Origin of the sequence: Hydrogenophaga taeniospiralis CCUG 15921, from assembly GCF_001592305.1 — a bacterium.
Classification (GTDB): Bacteria; Pseudomonadota; Gammaproteobacteria; order Burkholderiales; family Burkholderiaceae_C; genus Hydrogenophaga; species Hydrogenophaga taeniospiralis.
In genome coordinates, this window is sequence record NZ_BCWR01000008.1 from 1 (window position 1) to 18,346 (window position 18,346).

Genomic DNA, 18,346 nt, shown 5'->3' on the forward strand with positions numbered 1-18,346 from the left:
CCCGGCGGTGCCCTGGGCTGGGCCGCTTCATGCGTCGCGGGTTGCGCGCCATGCGGTGGAGCCACTGAGATGCACCCATCGCTCGACAAACCCATCGGCCAGGCCGACGCGCGCCTCGTGCTCGCGGTGGACCTGGGCACCTCCGGCTGCAAATGCGCCCTGGTGTCGCTGGATGGCACGGTGCAGGCCTGGGCGTTCCGGGCGGTCCAGCTGCATGTGCAGGGCGCGCTGGCCGAGCAGGAGCCGCAGGACTGGTGGAAGGCCTTTCTGGACAGCGCCGACGAAATCCTCGGTGCCGATGCCGGCCTGCGCAGCCGCGTGGTCGCGGTGTGCTGCTCCACCCAGACCGAAGGCACGGTGTGCGTGGATCGCAATGGCCAGGCGATCGGGCGCGCGCTGACCTGGCTGGACGCGCGCGGCGCGGCGGCGATGGCGCGCCGTGTGCGCGGGCGTGGCCTGAGCATCGAGGGCTACGGACCGCTCAAGCTGTGGCGCTGGCTTCGGTTGACCGGCGGCGCGCCCTCGCTCTCGGGGCGCGACTCGGCCGGTCACATGGTCTACCTCCGCGATGAAGAGCCTGAGCGCTACGAGCGCACCCACAAGTTCCTCAACGTGCTGGACTACATGAACCTGCGGCTGTCCGGGCGCTTCTGCGCCACGCAGGATTCGGCCGTCACCGCGTGGGTCACCGACAACCGCAATCCGCACCAGATCCACTACGACGCGGGCCTGATCCGCCTGCTGGGCATCGACGCCGCCAAGCTGCCCGAACTCGTGCACTCGACCGACGTGTTGGGACCGTTGTTGCCCGAGGTGGTGCAGGCCCTGGGCCTGGACCCGCAAACGGTGGTGGTCGCGGGCGCGGTGGACAACTCCGCAGTTGCGGTGGGTGCGGCCGTGAACGACTTCGAGACCCACCTGTACCTGGGCACCTCTTCCTGGTTGGGCGCACACATTCCGTTCATGAAAACCGACGTGCGCCACAAGATCGCCGCCATCCCCTGCGCCATCGACGGGCGCTACCTGGCGATGGCCTTGCAGTCCACGGCCGGGGCCAACCTCTCGTTCCTGCGCGACCGCATCTTGTACCACCCAGACGAACTCGCCAGCGACGAGGAGCACCCCGCCGTCTACGAGATGCTCAGCAAGATCGCCGCCCGCGTGCCACCGGGCGCCAGGGGCCTGATCTACACCCCATGGCTGCTCGGGGAACGCACGCCGGTGGACGACCCGCTCCTGCGCGCGGGCCTGTTCAACATGTCGCTGGAGCACACCCGCGAAGACATCTTCCGCGCCTTTCTCGAAGGCGTGGCGCTGAACACGCGCTGGATGCTGGAGCCGTTTGCGCGCTTGCTCGGGCGCAACGCCGGGACCATCACCGCCGTGGGCGGCGGCGCCCAGTCCGACGTGTGGTGCCAGATCCTGGCCGACGTCACCGGACAGCCGATCCGCCAGGTCGACAACCCGATCCAGACCAACGTCATCGGCACGACCTTCATCGCTGCCGTCGGCATCGGTGCCCTGACCATCACCGACCTGGGTCATCTGCGGCGGGCGCATGCCATCTACGAGCCCTCCAGCGCGCTGCGCCGCCAGTACAGCGACCAGTTCGAAACCTTCAAGGAAGTGCGCGCCCGCCTGGCGCCGCTCTACCACCGACTCAACGCACCGCAGGGAGCCGCCGCATGACCACGCTGAACATCCGCCAGACCGTCGTCGAGCTCTGCGTCGAACTCTCGCACCGCGGCCACTTCTCGGGCACCGGCGGCAACATCGCGCTGCGCATCGACGCGACGCACATTGCCGTCACGCCATCGGCCACCGACTACCTGACGATGACCCCGGCCGATGTGTGTGTGCTGCGCCTGGCCGACCTGAAACAGGTCGAGGGCGAGCGCTCGCCGTCGGTCGAAAGTGGCCTGCATGCGCGGGTGCTGCGTGCGCGGCCCGATGTGCAGGCCAGCATCCACACCCACCAGCCGGTGGCCAGCGCCTGCGCGCTGCTGGGCCGTGCGCTGGAGGTGCCGCCCAGCCCGTTGCAGCAGTTGCTTGGCCGCCGCATCCCGGTCGTGGGTTATGCCCCGTCGGGCAGCGGCTGGCTGTCGTCCAGGCTGGCGCGCGCGCTGCGCCCCGACACCAACGCCTACCTCATGTTCAACCACGGCGTGCTGTGCTGCGGCGCGAGCACGGAAACGGCCCTGCAGGCCGTGGAAGACCTCGAAGCCCTGTCCAAGACGCTGCTGCTGCAAGCGATCGCTGCCCGTTGCGAGCGGGAGCCCTTCATGCAGCCGGCCCTGCGGCGCGTCGCCGACGCGCTGGCCGCCTGATCCAACCTCAACCCGAGCCCAGCCCATGAGCAATCTCGCCTCCGTTCACTCCGCCGCGACGGCCAAAGCGCCGCGCCCCGCCATCTCGGCCTGGCCCGATGTCGACAGCCTCTACCGTCGCTTCGACAAGCTGGTCAAGCAGCCGATGCGGCCCATCCGCGCCGACAAGATGCCGCAGGTGATGCGCTACTTCGACGAGCGCTGCCAGGGCTCGAAGCGCCTGGCCGAACGGGCCAAGGCCGTGATCCCCGGCGGCGTGCAGCACAACCTGGCCTTCAACCACCCGTTCCCGCTGGCCATCACGCAGGCCGACGGCGCACACATGACCGACGTGGACGGCAACCGCTACATCGATTTCTTGCAGGCCGGTGGCCCCACGCTGCTGGGCTCCAACCACCCGGCGGTGCGCGAGAAGGTCAACGAGGTGCTGGACACCTGTGGCCCGGTCACCGGCCTGCTGCACGAGTACGAGGTCAAGCTGGCCGAGCTGGTGGTGCAGTCCATGCCCGCGGTCGACATGGTGCGACTGCTGGGCTCGGGCACCGAGGCCGTGATGGGCGCCGTGCGCCTGGCGCGTGCCTACACCGGCAAGAAGTGGATCATCAAGGTGGGTGGCGCCTACCATGGCTGGAGCGACCAGGTCGTCTATGGCATGCGCCTGCCCAAGACCGGCCGCATGGAGGCCGTGGGCATCCCGCGCGGCGCCACCGGCAACACCCAGGAATGCAACCCGAACGACCTGGATGCGCTGCGCCGCAAGCTGCAGATCAACCGTCTGCGCGGTGGCACGGCCGCCGTGCTGCTGGAGCCGCTGGGCCCCGAGAGCGGCACCCGGCCCGTGCACCCCGACTACAACCGCCAGGTGCGCAAACTGTGCGACGAGTTCGGCGCGTTGATGGTCTTCGACGAGGTGGTCACGGGTTTCCGCGTCGGCATGGGCGGCGCGCAGGCCTACTTCGATGTCAAGCCCGACCTCACCGTGCTGGGCAAGTGCCTGACCGGCGGCTACCCCATGGCTGGCGCCATCGGTGGCCGCAAGGACATCATGATGATGCTGGTGGGCGGCATCGGCGCGACCACCAAGCGGGCTTTCGTCGGCGGCACCTTGTCGGCCAACCCGCTGTCGTGTGTAGCCGGCTACTACGCGCTGCTGGAGGCGCAGCGCACCGACGCCGCGGGCGTGGCCGGTCGTGCCGGTGACCGCCTGCGCCAGGGGCTGGAGGAGATCATCAACCGGCTGGGGCTGCCCTACGTGACCTACAACATGGGCTCCATCGTGCACCTGCAGACCTCGGGCGTGCTGCTGCTGGATACGAGCAGCTTGTGGAAGCTCTTCAAGGTCAAGGACGAAGCCAAGCGCCGCAAACACATGATGGAAGAGATGGGCGCGGCCTACACCGCGCACGGTCTCATCACGCTGGCTGGCAGCCGCATCTACACCAGCCTGGCCGACACCGACGCCGTGATCGACGATGCGCTGAACCGCTTCGAAGACGTCTTCAAGCTGGTCTAAGAGGCCAAGGGTCATTCGCCATGAACACCGAAGAAAACCTGCGCGCGCACTGGCCCGAGTTGCGCGATCGGCTGCAGGCCAAGCGCCTGCTGGACGGTGAGGGCGCGAGCCTGTCGCTGCGCATCCCCGGCAGTGAGGCGATGTGGTTCGGTCTCGCATCCGACACCACGCCGCAGCGCATGCCGTGGCGGGCCGCGCCGCACCACGCCGAGGTACATGCCGCAGCCTATGCCGCGCGCGGCGACGCGGGCGCCATTGTGGTGGGCGGCGGGGCCTTCGGTCGCTGCCTTGCGGACTTCGGCGGCGCCATGCCGCAGGTGTTCGACGAGCAGGCGCGCCACCTGGGCCCGATGGGGCCGGCCAGCGCGGACGCCAGCGAGGCGGCCACGGCCTTGCACGGCCGCGGCAACGTGCTGCTGGTGCAGGGTCGCCCGGTCTGCCTGGGCATGACCGCCATGCGCCTAGCGCTCAATGCCGAGCTGTTCGAGAAGTGCGCCAAGGCCTATGTGCTGGCCGTGGCCGGTGGCGGGCGTGTGCGTGCCTTGCCCTGGATCGTGCGCCTGGTCGCCAACCGGCGGCTGGCCAAAGACGAGCAGCGCGCCTTGGCGCGTTTCCTGCAGGGCCAACTGCCCGAGGAAAGCAAGGGCTACTGAATCCACCACGAAGGGCATCCCATGTCACCCCACCACGATCTGAAGATGTTCCCGGCACAGGTGGCTGCCGCATTGGCCATCGGCACCATCGCCGTGCTCATGGTGGGCGTGCAGCCCATCCTGCTCGGGGAGCTCGTCGAAGCCCGGCAGGTCAGCCTGGAGGGCGTGGGCATCGTGGCGATGGCCGAGATCATCATGCTCGGCCTCGGCGTGGTGCTTGGCGACGCGCTCTTGCCCGGTGCGCGGCTGCGGCTGATCACCATCGTGGCCGCGCTGTGCGCCGCCGGCCTGGACGGGCTCACGCTGCTGGCCACGGGTGACGGCGCCATGACCGGCGTGCGCGCGGCCGCCGGCCTCGCCGAGGGCGTGCTGATCTGGGGCACCACCGGCGTGGTCGTGCGCACCGCCAGCCCGGCGCGGGTGGGCGGCATCTTCTTCGTCGCCCAGACCCTTGCCCAGGCCTTGCTGGGCGCGGTGCTGGCCAACGCCATCATCCCGCGCTGGGGCTGGCCAGGCGGCTTCGTGGCGCTGGGCCTGCTGGCGTTGCTGCCCTGCCTGCTCGCCTTCCTGCAGCCGGCGCGGCTGACGCCGCTGGCGCCGCCGGCGGTGTCGGGTTTTCGCTGGTCGGCTGCGACGCTGTTGCCGCTGGCCGTCGTCTTCCTGCAGCTCGCCACGCTGGGTTCGTTCTGGGCCTACCTGGAACCCTTGGGCAAGGCTGCGGGTTTCGACGCCCGCGCCGCGCAGACCTTGATCGCCGCCGTGCTGGCGATGCAGGTGGTGGGCGGCAGCGTGGCCGCGCTGGCGGTGCGCCGCCTGCCCGTGGTGCCCACGCTGGTGGCCTGCTCGGTGCTGCTGGCCGCCCTCACCGCCACCATCCACCAGCTGCCCGCCGGCAGCACACGAGACTTCGCGCTCGCCTGCGCGCTGTTCGGCTTTGTGTGGTTGTTCATGCTGCCGTTCCACATCGGCCTGGCGTTCCGTGCCGACCCCAGCGGCCGCCTGGCCGGGCTGGTGCCGGCGGCGCAGTTGCTGGGCAGCGCCTTCGGGCCGCTCACGGCCTCGTTCATCATCGAAGCCGAGAACGCCAGCGGGGTGCCCTTGCTCAGCACCGGCTTTGCGATGGCGGCCGCTGCGCTGCTGTTGCTCACGCGCCGCCGCGCGGGTGCTGTGACCCGCATGGAGGGCGCACGATGAACTTCGATGGCAAGGTGGCGCTGATCGTCGGCGCCTCGTCGGGCATGGGGCGCGTGCTGGCGCTGCGCCTGGCGGGTGAGGGCGCGCATGTGGTCGTCACCGCGCGCCGCAAGGACAAGCTCGAAGCCCTGGTAGCCGAGATCGTGCAGCAGGGCGGCCGGGGGCTGGCGCTGGCCGCCGATGCCCAGGACCCGACCGCGGCCGAGCAGGTGGTGCAGGAAACCGTGAGGCAACTTGGCCGCATCGACCTGGTGGTGCTCAACGCCGGCGGTGCACCGGCGCTCGACATGCGCGCCATGAACGCCCGCGAGGTCACGGCCTATATGCGCTCGAACTACGACGTGGCGGTGAACGTTCTCTTTCCGGTGCTGCACCAGATGGTGCGCCAGGGCGGTGGCCTGGTGGCGCAGACCAACTCGCTGGCGGGCTGGCTGGGTGTTCCCTTGCAAGGCCCGTACTCGGCGGCCAAGGGCGCGCTGCGGCTGCTGATCGACACCTGCCGCGTCGAGTTCGGCCCCTACGGCATCCGGTTCGTCTCCATTTACCCAGGCTTCGTCGCTACCGAGGCCACCGCTAACGACGGCATGCCGGCGCCGCTGGCGCTGTCGGAGGTGCAGGCCGTCGATCACATCGTGCACGCGCTGCGCCGCGAACCCCTGGACTACCTGTTCCCTTTCACCATGCGCTGGCTGGTGCGGCTGGCACTGCTGCTGCCCAAGCGGCTGACCACGCGCATCCTGCGCCACGAGCTGCCGCCTGTGACCGCGCCAGCGGCGGGCGCTCCGCCCCTCGCGTGAAAGACCTGGCCATGCACCCCATCGACGATGCCGACCCGCAGACCCTCCAGCGCCTCTTCGAGCAACAGGCACCGACCGCGCTGGCTTTGCGCAGCTCCACCGCCCGCGAGCGCGTGGCCAAACTCAAGCGGCTGCGCGATGGCCTGCTGAGACGCCGCGAGGCCTGGTACACCGCCTTCGCGGCCGACCTGCGCAAGCCACCGCTGGAGGTCGACCTGACCGAGCTGCTGCCGGTGCTGGACGAAGCGCGTCATGCGGCTGCGCACCTGGCACGCTGGATGCGACCACAGCGCGTATGGCCCACGCTCACCACGCTGGGCACGCACGCGAAGGTGCTGTACCAGCCGCGCGGGCGCTGCCTGATCATCGGCCCCTGGAACTACCCGGTGAACACCTTGCTCGGCCCGCTGGTGTCGGCCATCGCGGCGGGCAACACGGTGATCCTGAAGCCTTCGGAATTCACGCCCCACGTCAACGCGCTCGTCGCCGAGCTGGTGGCCGAGTTGTTCGACCCGGCCGAAGTCACGGTGGTGCAGGGCGGGGCGGCCACTGCGCAGCAGCTGCTGGTGCTGCCCTTCGACCATGTGTTCTTCACCGGCTCGCCAGCGGTGGGCAAGATCGTGATGGGCGCGGCCGCGCAGCACCTGACTTCGGTGACGCTGGAGCTGGGCGGCAAATCGCCGGTGATCGTGGACGAGACCGCCGACCTGCAGCGCGCGGCCGAGCTGATCCTGTGGGGCAAGTTCACCAACGCCGGCCAGACCTGTGTCGCACCCGACCACGTGTTCGTGCAGCGCAGTGTCAAAGACCGCTTCACTCGCCTATGCCAGGAGCTGATCGCAGCGCGCTACGGTGTGACCGACGCGGCCGTCGAAGCCAGCCCCGACCTGGCGCGCATGATCACGCGCCGCCACACCGAGCGCCTGGGCGCCTTGATCGACGACGCGCTCTCGCGCGGCGCCACGCTGCTGGCTGGCGGCCGCCACGACGCCGCAGCACGCTACGTGGCGCCGACGCTGCTGGCCGACGTGCCGGCCGATGCGCGCATCGGCGCCGAGGAAATCTTCGGCCCGGTGCTGCCGATCGAGGCCTTCGATTCGATCGACGACGTGATCCGCCGCATCAACACCCAGCCCAAACCGTTGGCGCTCTACCTGTTCAGCCACCACCGGCCCACCCAGGCGGCAGTGACCACGCAGACCAGCTCGGGCGGCATCTGCCTCAACCACTGTGTGCAGCAATACGCCCACGGTGGCCTGCCGTTTGGCGGTGTCAACCACTCGGGCATCGGCAGCGCGCACGGCGTGTTCGGCTTCAAGGCGTTTTCGCACGAACGGGCCTGCCTCGCCTCGGGGCGTTTGATGGTGCTGAGCCTGTTCTACCCGCCTTACACCCCGCGCAAGAACCGGCTCAGTGCGGCGCTGGTGCGGGCGCTGCGCTGGGTCTGACGAGAAGGAACACACCATGAAGATGAGCACCGTTTTCGCAGGGATGTTGATCGGCGCCAGCGTGGGCCACGCGCAGGCGCAGGACAACGGGGACGACTTCGTCGGCTACTGGAAGACGGCCCAGGGCGAGGGCATCGTTCAGTTGCAGCGCTGCCCGCTGTACAAGAACGCCCCGCCGACGGCGCTGTGCGGTGTGATCGTGTGGGATGCCGAAGTCAAAAACCCCCGGCGCAGCACTTCGCTGGACTGCAACCGCAAGGTCTTCGAGGCGTCGAAGTTCGACGGCGGTGTCTGGCGCGAGGGCTGGGCCTTCGACACCCGCAAGCGCAAGTTCTACAGCGCCAAACTGCGCTTGAAAGGCGGCAACCTGCATGTGCGCGCCTATGTGGGCAGCGAGATCAATGGCGAGACGGAGATCTTCACCCGCGTGGCGGAGGTTCCCCCTGGCTGCGCGGACCGCAAACCCGAGTCCATATCGGTCAACGGCGCGGGGCGGTGAACCGCGGTTGGAGGTCCGCGCCACGCGCGTCTCGGCGCCCGTGACGGGCGTGCCCTGCGGCGATAATGAACGGCTGCTCTGTGTGTGGGGCAGGGAGCCTCACTTTATGGAACTGCTGACGCTGGAACACTTTTCGGGCTGCGTGAACGAGCCTTTCGCCACCCGGCTGGACGATGTGAGCCTGGAGTTCGTGCTGGTCGAAGCCCGGCCCCTGGGGAACGGTGCGACCCACCCGGTGCGCCAGCCGTTTTCCCTGCTGTTCCGCAACACCGCCGCCGTGGTGTTCCCGCAGAAAATCTACCCGATGCACCACCCGCGGGTGGGCGAGGTGGGCATCTTTCTGGTGCCCATCGCGTACGAGAAGGCCGGCTTCCTGTACCAGGCGGTGTTCAACTGAGCGGCGTCTCTCGGGGCGTCCAGCGCATCAGCAGGTGCGAGCCCTCGCCGTCTTCGGCGACAAACCCCAGGCGTTCGTAGAGCTGGCGGGCCCCGGTGTTGGTCTGCAGCACGTGCAGGCGTACACCACATCCCACGGCCGCCGCATCGGCCTGGCATTGCCGGATCAGCGCCGAACCCAGCCCGCCCTTGCGCAGGTCTGGAAACAGGCTGATGTGGATGATCAGGTGCTCGGGTGGCGTGCGCAGCAGATAGCAGTTGCCCGCCGCACCGCCGTGCCGGTGTTCGATGGCCCAGAAACAGGCCTCGGGGTAGTGCGCCAGATAGTGCCGGTGCTGCAGCGTGAACTGCTGTTCGATGAACTGTCGTTTGACCGGGTCCGGCCACGGCACCAGGGCCATCTCGTCGCTGCGCGTGCTGGCATAGAGATCGCATAGCCAGGGCAGGTCCGCATCGCGCAGTGCGCGCAAAGAAAACCCGCGCTCGGTGAAGAGCGCGGGTTCGGGCAGGTGCCCGGCGCGTTCCGGCGGGAACGGCGCCAGGCCTTGCAGGGTGGCGGTTGCCACGTCAGGGGAAGGCGGGGAAGACACCCTGCAGCGCGATGCAGAAATTCACGCCGAGATACGGTTGCTGGTTTTCATGCGGGAAACCACCGCCCTGGTTCGGCGAGATCATGTTCGGGGCAAAGGTGGTGCTGGGGGACGCATCATTGAACGGTCTCGCGGTATTGCTGCCCAGCGTGGAGAGCGCGCTGTTGTTGCCAGGCGTGCCACTCTTTTTGGCGCGATCGGATTGGGCGAACGCGTTGACGCCGTGGTTGTGCACCGGGATTTCAGTGCTGATGAGGTTGACGCTACTGACGCCGAAGGTCTCGCCCAGCGCCCTGTCGCTGAGCCCCGGACTCTGGCCTTGTTCACAGCCGGCGCGGGCCGCGAAATTGGGCAGCTGGAACGTGGTCGTCCCGTTGCCGCCGTAGATGGTGCCGATGAGGGCGAACAGCGCGGTGTTCTGCGAGATCGGCAGCGTGGCGCCGTTGCAGTACGCCCAGTTGCGCGGGTTGAAGTAGAAGCCGAACATCTGGATTTCGCCGATAAAGGGTTCGCTCATGATCTGATTCCTTCGTGGGGTTGTTCTGCGTTCAGGCCTGCTGCGGGAAGATGCCTTCGGTGGCGATGCAGTACTGCACCGTCAGCGTGGGCATGGTGTTTTCGTGCGGTTGCGAGCCGCCAGCGATGGTGGTGGATTGCGCGGACATCGGGGCGGGAGTGGCACCGGTGACATCGGTGGCGTAGAAGACGTCGCCGCTGACCGAGCCGGGCAGCAGGGCGCTGCCCGGTGTCAGTGCGGTTGCCGCGCCCGTGGTCGCGACCATGGTGTGCGTGTGCGTTGGCATCTGGGTCGTCAGCAGCGTCACGTTTTCGGTACCGGCCATCTGGCCAATGACGTAGTTGCTCAGCCCCGGGCCCTGGCCCTGGTGGATGGGCAGGCGGCCGCGCAGGTCGGGCACGGCGAAGGTGCTCTGGCCATCGCCACCGTAGGTGGTGCCGATGAGGACGAACAGGGTTTCGTAGAGGGAGATCGACAGCAGGCTGCCGTCGCAGGCCTGCCAGCCGATGGGGGTGCGGCCGAAGCCGAACATGCGAATTTCGCCGATATAAGGTGTGGACATGAAACGGTACTCCGAATGATCTGTCAGGGGCCCTGGGGTCAGGCCGTCAGTCGCGCGAGGGGAAGATGCCGCTGAGCGCGATGCAGAAATTGATCGCGGTGTAGGGCTGGAGGTTCGGGTGCGGCTGGTTGCCGCCGGCCGTCGCCACCGACTGGGTGTTCATTGCCACCAGCGCACCGTTCGAGGGCGCGTACAGGTTGGCCGCCGTCGCGGAGTTGGTGCTGGTGGCCAGCAGACCGTTCACGGGGGTGCGGTTGTCGCCCGCCGCGGTCGACGCCGCCATGGTGTGGGTGTGCGCCGGCAGGTTGGTCGACAGCAGCGTGACGTTCTCGGCGCCGCCCGTCTGGCCCATCTGCACCGCGGGGGGTTGCCAACTCGGGTCCACCGAGCTGGCATAACCCACGGGTGAGCGTCCGCGCAGGTCAGGCAGGGCGAAGTTGGTGGTGCCGTTGCCCCCGAACTGCGTTCCCAGCAGTGAGAACAGCGCCTGGTTCTGGCTGATCGGCAGCAACTGGCCGTTGCATTGCGCCCAGAATTTCGGCGCGAAATTGAAGCCGGTCATCATGACCTGGCCAATGAAGAAATCGCTCACTTCAGTCCCCCCTTGTGGTGGTTGGTGGCTGGCGCAGATGCCGCGTCGCCTCGTTACATTCTGTGTGCTTTGAGCGAACGAGGCAAGGCCGTGCCAGGCGTCCATGTCGGCATGGCCGCCGGGTTGTGCCCCAGTTTTCCGGGGACATCGTCCTGCCGGGGTCTTGCCATGGGTGACGCCTTGCCGGGGGGCGGTCAGCCGGCTGTCTGGGCGGGCGGTTCTTCCGTAAAAATCCTCACGGAAGGCGTCCAAAAAAATGGCAAAAACGAGGGCGGCTGTCGCCAATTCACCACTTTTTGTGTAGCCCGCTGTAACTATACTGACCGGACTGACGGGCATTTTCGTGCACCGATCAAATCAACAGCTCAGGTCGAAACGACTGTGAGGGAGGTGCAAATAATGCCGGCAGGATTTCTGAATCTGGATGCGTCGTCGTGGGTGCGCTGCTTGCGCACTTGGTCGCTGTCACTGACGCGATGGATCTGGCTTTCCATGGCGTTGTGCCTGCCGAGTCTGGCGATGGCCCAGGGGGTGTCGCCCTACTGCCCTACGCAAAACCTCTCGGTGAGCAATGGCGGGTCGGTGACCTCGATCGATCTGATCAATTGTGATGGTCCGTTCAATTTCGGGATGGGTGGGCCTTTCGCGCCCGACCTGCCGGTGAATGGCACCGCGATTCTTGGCCCGCAATCCGGGCCTGGCAATCAAACGGTCACCTACACCCACAATGGCAGCGCAACCACCACCGACACCTTCAAGCTGGAAGATGAAAACGGTGACTTGCTGACTTTCAACGTCACCATCAGCCCGCCAGCCTCGGCCATCGTGGTGTCCCCGGCGTCGCTGCCGACCCTGACCGCCGGCACGCCGTTCTCGCAGACCCTCACCTCCAGCGGCGGCACCGCGCCTTACACCTACACCTTGCAATCCGGCACCTTGCCGGTCGGCCTCAGCCTGTCTGGTGCCGGGGTGCTCAGCGGCACGCCGACCGAGCGCGGCAGCTACAGCTTCACCGTCCGCTCTACCGACAGCGTCGCCGATTTCGTGGACAAGGGCTACACCGGCACGGTGGAGAACCCCACACTGTCCATCACGCCGACCAGCGCCACCGCCATCCAGAGTGTGGCGTTCTCCCAGACCCTGACCGCCATCGGTGGCGTCGCACCCCATTCCTACCTGCTCGAAACCGGCAGCTTCCCGGCGGGCATCTCGATCTCCAGCGCTGGTGTGATCAGCGGCACCACGGCCGCCGCGACCGGCGCCTACCCGGTCACGCTGCGCGTCACCGACGCCAGCACCGGCCCGGGCAGCTATTTCGAGCTTGAATCCTTCACGCTCAACGTCAGCCCGCCGCCGTCGGTGTCGATCGCGGTTTCCCCAGCCAGCGTGTCCGAAGACGGCGCGACCAACCTCGTCTACACCGTCACCCGCAGCCTGAACCTGGCCTCGGCGACGGTGGTCAACATCACCACCAGTGGCACCGCCACCTCGGGCGTGGACTACACCGGCGGTGTCGCCACCGTCAGTATCCCCGGCGGTGCGACCACGGCCACCATCACCATCAACCCCACGGTCGACGGCACGGTCGAGACCGATGAAACCGTCACCCTGACCGTCGCCGCCGGCACCGGCTACACCGTGGGGGCGCCCGCCAGCGCCACGGGCACCATCCTCAACGACGATGTGCCCACGGCCTCCATCGCGGTGGCGCCGGCCAGCGTGGCCGAAGACGGTGCGAGCAATCTGGTCTACACCGTCACCCTGAACCAGGCCTCGTTCTCCGCGCTGTCGGTCAACTACACCGTGGGCGGCACTGCCACCTCCGGCACCGACTACGCGGCCGTGACCTCACCGTTGGTCATCCCGGCGGGCAACACCACCGGCACCATCACGGTCGACCCGACCGCTGACACCACCATCGAAACCGACGAAACGGTGAGCCTCACCCTCGCGGCCGGCACGGGCTACACGGTGGGTGTGCCGACCAGCGCCACCGGCACGATCCTCAATGACGACCTGCCGACGCTGACCATCAACGACGTGACGCTGGCCGAAGGCAACGCCGGCACCACCAACGCCACGTTCACGGTGAGCCTCAGCGAGCCGGCCGGCCCGGGTGGTGTGACCTTCGACATCGCCACCGCCAACGGCACCGCCACGGCGGGCGTCGATTACGTCGCCAACAGTCTGACCGGCCAGACCATCCTGGCCGGCAGCAGCACGTACACCTTCACCGTGTTGATCAACGGCGACACGCTCAACGAGCCCAGCGAAACCTTCTTCGTCAACGTCACCAACGTGGTCAACGCCGTCGTCGCGGACGCCCAGGGCCTGGGCACCATCGTCAACGACGATCCGCTGCCGAGCCTGTCCATCAACGATGTCACCGTGGTCGAGGGCAACAGTGGCACCACCAATGCCGTCTTCACCGTCACCCTGAGTGCGGCCAGTGGCCAGACCGTCAGCGTCAACTACGCCACCGCCGACGGTACCGCCACACAGCCGGCCGACTACACCAGCGCCAGCGGCACGCTGACCTTCACCCCGGGCCAGACCACGCAGACCATCACGGTGCAGGTGGCGGGCGAAACCGTGCCCGAGGCCAACGAAACCTTCTTCGTCAACCTCAGTGGCGCGACCAACGCCACCATCGCTGACAACCAGGGCGTCGGCACCATCACCAACGACGACGTGCCGGTGAGCGTCAGCCCGAGCACACTGCCCAACGGCGCGGTCACCGTGGCCTACAGCCAGACCCTCACCGCCAGCGGCGGCGTGTCGCCGTACAGCTTCGGGGTGACGGCAGGCGCCTTGCCCGCGGGCCTGAGCCTGTCCTCGGGGGGCGTGCTCAGCGGCACGCCGACGGCCGGCGGCACTTTCAACTTCACCGCCACCGCCACCGACAGCAGCCCCTTCCCGGGCCCGTTCGCAGGCAGTCGTGCCTACACGCTCGTGGTGACCCCGCCCACCATCGTCCTGCCGGCGACCAGTCTGGCCGGTGGCACGGTCGGCACGGCCTACGCAGACAGCATCACGGCGGCCTCGGGCGGCACGGCGCCATACAGCTACGCGGTCACCGCCGGCGCACTGCCGGGCGGCCTCACCCTCAACGCCGCGAGCGGCGCCATCACCGGCACCCCCAGCGCGCCGGGTACCTTCAATTTCAGCATTACCGCGACCGACAGCAGCACGGGCACCGGCCCGTACACCGCGACCCAGGCGTATGCGATCACCGTGATCGACATTCCGCCGGTGGCCAACGCGGTGTCGCTCACCGTGGCCTACAACGCGGCCGCCACGCCGGTCACGCTCAACATCACCGGTGGCGCGGCGACCTCGGTGGCCGTGGGCACCGCTCCGAGCCATGGCACGGCCATCGCCGGCGGCACCAGCATCACCTACCAGCCGACCACCGGCTACGCCGGCCCCGACAGCTTCACCTACACGGCGACCAACAGCGGCGGCACCTCGGCGCCGGCCACGGTCACCGTCACGGTGAACGATCCGGTCATCACCATCACCCCCAGTGGCGGGTTCGCCGCCACCGTCGGCGCTCCGTACACCCAGACCTTCACCTGGAACGGGGGGGCGCAGCCCTGGAGCGGCTTCCAGGTGACCAACCTGCCGGCGGGTCTGTCGATCACCGGCACCACGGCCAACAGCGTCACCGTCTCCGGCACCCCGACCCAGGCCGGCAGCTTCACGCTCAACGTTTTCGCCACCGACAGCAGCACCGGTAACGGCCCGTACACGGTCGGCCAGGCCTTCGTGCTGAGCGTGGCCGCGCCGGGTCTGGCCCTGACCCCGGCCGCCACCACCTTCAACACGCCCTACGCCTCGCCCTACAGCCAGAGCTTCACGGCCAGCGGCGGCACCGGGCCGTACAGCTACGCCATGACGGCGGGCTCCCTGCCGAGCGGCGTGAGCTTCTCGGGCAACACCGTCTCGGGTACACCCACCGTGCCGGGCAGCACCAACTTCACCATCACAGCCACCGACACCGGCTCCACCGGCACCGGTGCGCCGTTCTCGATCGCGCAGAACTACACGCTGACGGTTGCCGCTGCGGCCATCGTGGTGAGTCCGGCCACCCTGCCGGGCGCCACCGCCGGCACGGCCTACAGCCAGACCCTCAGCGCCAGCGGTGGCGTGGCCGCCTACGGCTTCTCCCTGAGTGCCGGCAGTCTGCCCACCGGCCTGACCCTGACCACGGGGGGCGCGCTGAGCGGCACGCCGACCGAGGCCGGCAGCTTCAACTTCACCGTGACCGCGACCGACGCCAACAGCCAGACCGGCAGCCGCGCCTACACACTGGTGGTGGGTGCGCCCACGCTGACCATGACGCCGCCCCCGGGCACCCTCAATGCGCCCTATGGCGTGCCTTTCAGCCAGACCTTCGTCGTCAGCGGCAGCCCGGGCCCATACAACCGGGTGATGATCGGCTCACTGCCGACGGGCCTGACCATCAGCGGCTACACGATCTCGGGCACGCCGACGCAGTTGGGCAGCTTCAACATCAGCATCATGATGGTCGACTCTGGCCTGACCGGCACCGGCGCGCCGTTCTCGATCACGCAGAACTACACCATCGAGGTGGCCGCGCCGACCGTCGTGGTCAACCCGGCGACGCTGCCGAACCCCACCCCAGGTGTGGCCTACAGCCAGACCCTCACGGCCAGCGGGGGCATCGCGCCCTACAGCTTCGCCCTCTCCAGCGGCAGCCTGCCCGCGGGCCTCACCCTGGGCAGCGGGGGCGCGCTCACGGGCACGGCGACCGAGGTCGGCAGCTTCAACTTCACGGTCACCACGACCGACAGCTTCAGCCAGGTCGGCAGCCGCGCCTACACCCTGGTCGTCGGCGCACCGACGCTGACGGTGTCACCCGCCGCCGGCACGCTGACGGCCCCTTATGGCAGCGCCTACACGCAGAGCTTCACCACCAGCGGCAGCCCGGGCCCGCATACCTACGTGCTGACCGGCGCTCTGCCAACGGGCCTGAACTTCAGCGGCAGCACACTCTCGGGCACGCCGACAGCGCCGGGAAGCTATCCGGTCACGGTCACGTCGACCGACAGTGTGCTGACCGGCGTGGGGTCGCCCTTCGCGGTCGCGCAGAACTACGTGGTGGAAGTGGCCGTGCCGACCATCGTGATGGCGCCGGCCACGCTGCCCGAGCCGGTGGCCGGGGAGGCCTACAGCCAGCTCATCACCGCCACCGGCGGCGTGGCGCCCTACAGCTTCGCGCTGACCGGGGGCGCGCTGCCCGCGGGCCTGAGCCTGAGCGCCGCCGGCTTGCTGTCGGGCACCGCCACGCAGGTGGGTGCCTTCAACTTCACCGTGGCCGCCACCGACGCCAACAGCCAGGTGTCGAGCCGCAGCTTTGCCATGGCGGTCACGGCGAACCCGAGCCAGACCCTGGTGAAAGAGTTGGTGAGCAACGCGGACCAGGACGGCAACGGCCAGGTGTCGATGAACGACACCCTGACCTACCGCATCACCGTGGGCAATTCGGGCTTCGTGGCGCTCACCGACGTGGTGATCAGCGATCCGTTGATCAACCCCGGCAATGTGGTCTGTGCCAGCGTGCTGCCGGGCCAGACCTGTGTGCTCCAGGGCACCTACACGGTCACCGCGGCCGACGTGCGGGCGCGCCGGGTGGTGAACGTGGCCACGGTCACGGACAACATGTGCGCCTCGGGCAGCCAGGAGGCCCAGTGCCGCGTCACGCTGACGACGGAGGTGGTCCCCGCCGTGATACGGGCCAAGGACGATGACTTCGGCGAGGTCATGTGCCCGAAATCGGACGTGGTGGTGGGCAACGCCTACAAGAACGACACCCTGAACGGCCGCCCCATCCGTGCCGCCGACGTGCTGGGCACGGTGACCTCCGCGGCCAAGCCCGCCAAGCCGGGCAAGCCCGTGCCCGTGCTCAACACGGCCACGGGTGAGGTGAAGGTGCCGGCCGGCACGCCAGGGGGCACCTACGTCATCGGATACAGGATCTGCCAGCGCAGCGTGTCGAACAACTGCGACAGCGCCCGGATCGTGGTGACGGTCAAGCAGTGCCAGGTGCAGGTCCGGGTCATCAAGACGGCGCAGACGAAGCAGGTCCGCGTGGGCGACTTCGTGTCCTACACCCTGCAGGTGGACAACCTCACCGAGAACGACGGCGAGGTGGACGGCCTGCGGATCGTGGACACGCCGCCACAGGGCTTCAGTCTGGTGCCGGGCAGCGTGCGCTTCCAGGACGAGGACACGCACGGCTCGGTCGACGGGACCGGCCCGATCACCCTGGGCCAGATCGACCTGGCGGGCAACGGCCGGGCGTACATCAGCTACCTGATGCGGGTGGGCGCTAACGCGCGCCGGGGCGAGGCCGTCAACACGGCCGATCCGTTCCTCGTGGTCGGGAAGGCCGGCAGAACGGCCGATCCCGAGGGCGGGAAGGTCGGCAACACGGCCAAGGCCGTGGTGGTGGTGATCGCTGACGCCGATGCCGATGAGACCTCCATCATCGGCAAGGTGTTCATCGACCAGGACGGCGATGGCTGGCAGGACAGCGCCGACGCGCAGGATGTGCGCATCCAGGGCGGCATCGATCCGGCGGTGTACGTGGCTGGCTCCACCACGGTGGACCGCGGGCAGGGCGCGCAGCCCGAACCGGACGCGAACGCGCCGCTGTTGCACGGCATCCGCATCGGCACGGTCCGTGGGCGCGAGGGCGACGACGAGACGGTGCCACTGCGCCGGGTGGTGATCAGCCAGTGGGTGACGGAACCGGTGTTCAGCGGTGACAGCGTGATCACCAGTGGAGACGGAACCCGAATCGTCGTGAGGCCCAGCGGTGAAGTGCGCTACGAACACTCGGGCGATGTGGCCGCCGGCCTGAACCTCCAGGACCTGCGCGTGCAGCGCACGGTCACGCCGCTGGAGGGCAAACACCGTGTCGACTACGTCATCACCAACCACGGGGTCTCCGAAGTGGGTATTCCCGGTGTGCGTCTGGCCAGCCCCGAAGGCCTGGTGGTGCAGACGGACAGCTACGGGCGATTCCACCTGGAAGACATCGATGTCGGGGAACGTGCCCACGGGCGCAACTTCGTGCTCAAGGTCGATCCGGTCAGCCTGCCGCCGGGCGCCCGGGTGATCACGGCGAATCCCCTGGTGCGCCGCCTCACGGGGGGCCTGATGGTGCGCTTCGACTTTGGCGTCGGGTTCGGCACGCAGACGCCTGCCGTTGCCCCCGCGGCCAAGTGAT

Annotated in this window: 14 protein-coding genes; 10 read left to right on the forward strand and 4 right to left on the reverse strand. The window is 68.5% G+C overall.

Annotation, left to right across the window (positions count from 1 at the left end):
* The first annotated feature begins 69 nt into the window (after positions 1–69).
* The 9 genes from HTA01S_RS11485 (at position 70) to HTA01S_RS11525 (ending at position 8,828) form a co-directional block, all read left to right on the forward strand.
* Entirely contained in the window at positions 70–1,689 is a 1,620-nt protein-coding gene (locus tag HTA01S_RS11485) for a xylulokinase (RefSeq protein ID WP_068171189.1), read from the forward strand.
* Complete coding sequence (locus tag HTA01S_RS11490; RefSeq protein WP_068171193.1) at positions 1,686–2,327, forward strand: class II aldolase/adducin family protein; 642 nt, start codon at positions 1,686–1,688, stop codon at positions 2,325–2,327. Before HTA01S_RS11485 ends, HTA01S_RS11490 begins: the two co-directional genes overlap by 4 nt.
* 25 nt (positions 2,328–2,352) lie before the next feature.
* Positions 2,353–3,840: an aspartate aminotransferase family protein gene (locus HTA01S_RS11495; RefSeq protein ID WP_068171195.1), complete on the forward strand. Its 1,488-nt coding sequence runs from the start codon at positions 2,353–2,355 to the stop codon at positions 3,838–3,840.
* A gap of 20 nt (positions 3,841–3,860) precedes the next feature.
* A complete protein-coding gene (locus HTA01S_RS11500) occupies positions 3,861–4,493 on the forward strand; it encodes a hypothetical protein (protein WP_068171197.1) in 633 nt (210 codons plus the stop codon).
* 21 nt (positions 4,494–4,514) lie between these two features.
* Positions 4,515–5,687: an MFS transporter gene (locus HTA01S_RS11505; RefSeq protein WP_068171200.1), complete on the forward strand. Its 1,173-nt coding sequence runs from the start codon at positions 4,515–4,517 to the stop codon at positions 5,685–5,687.
* Entirely contained in the window at positions 5,684–6,484 is an 801-nt protein-coding gene (locus HTA01S_RS11510) for an SDR family NAD(P)-dependent oxidoreductase (protein WP_068171203.1), read from the forward strand. Before HTA01S_RS11505 ends, HTA01S_RS11510 begins: the two co-directional genes overlap by 4 nt.
* Positions 6,485–6,495: 11 nt before the next feature.
* Positions 6,496–7,932 (forward strand): aldehyde dehydrogenase family protein, encoded by a 1,437-nt coding sequence (locus HTA01S_RS11515; protein ID WP_068171817.1) that lies wholly within the window; start codon positions 6,496–6,498, stop codon positions 7,930–7,932.
* A 16-nt stretch (positions 7,933–7,948) separates the two neighbouring features.
* Positions 7,949–8,431: a DUF2147 domain-containing protein gene (locus tag HTA01S_RS11520; RefSeq protein WP_068171205.1), complete on the forward strand. Its 483-nt coding sequence runs from the start codon at positions 7,949–7,951 to the stop codon at positions 8,429–8,431.
* A gap of 106 nt (positions 8,432–8,537) precedes the next feature.
* On the forward strand, positions 8,538–8,828 hold the full coding sequence (locus HTA01S_RS11525) for a DUF6916 family protein (RefSeq protein ID WP_068171207.1): 291 nt from the start codon (positions 8,538–8,540) through the stop codon (positions 8,826–8,828).
* Here HTA01S_RS11525 and HTA01S_RS11530 read toward each other — a convergent pair.
* The 4 genes from HTA01S_RS11530 to HTA01S_RS11545 are packed head-to-tail and all read right to left on the reverse strand — an operon-like array spanning position 8,821 to position 11,088.
* On the reverse strand, positions 8,821–9,393 hold the full coding sequence (locus HTA01S_RS11530; RefSeq protein WP_218017342.1) for a GNAT family N-acetyltransferase: 573 nt from the start codon (positions 9,391–9,393) through the stop codon (positions 8,821–8,823). The genes HTA01S_RS11525 and HTA01S_RS11530 overlap by 8 nt on opposite strands.
* Before the next feature lies 1 nt (position 9,394).
* Positions 9,395–9,934 carry a phage tail protein gene (locus tag HTA01S_RS11535; RefSeq protein WP_068171210.1) on the reverse strand — a complete coding sequence of 180 codons (540 nt, stop codon included), beginning with the start codon at positions 9,932–9,934 and terminating at the stop codon, positions 9,395–9,397.
* 31 nt (positions 9,935–9,965) lie between these two features.
* Positions 9,966–10,496: a phage tail protein gene (locus HTA01S_RS11540; protein ID WP_068171213.1), complete on the reverse strand. Its 531-nt coding sequence runs from the start codon at positions 10,494–10,496 to the stop codon at positions 9,966–9,968.
* Positions 10,497–10,542: 46 nt separating this feature from the next.
* Positions 10,543–11,088 carry a phage tail protein gene (locus HTA01S_RS11545; RefSeq protein WP_068171217.1) on the reverse strand — a complete coding sequence of 182 codons (546 nt, stop codon included), beginning with the start codon at positions 11,086–11,088 and terminating at the stop codon, positions 10,543–10,545.
* 492 nt (positions 11,089–11,580) lie between these two features.
* Between HTA01S_RS11545 and HTA01S_RS11550 the strand changes: the two genes are divergently transcribed.
* On the forward strand, positions 11,581–18,345 hold the full coding sequence (locus tag HTA01S_RS11550) for a beta strand repeat-containing protein (protein ID WP_157572069.1): 6,765 nt from the start codon (positions 11,581–11,583) through the stop codon (positions 18,343–18,345).
* Position 18,346 lies beyond the last annotated feature (1 nt).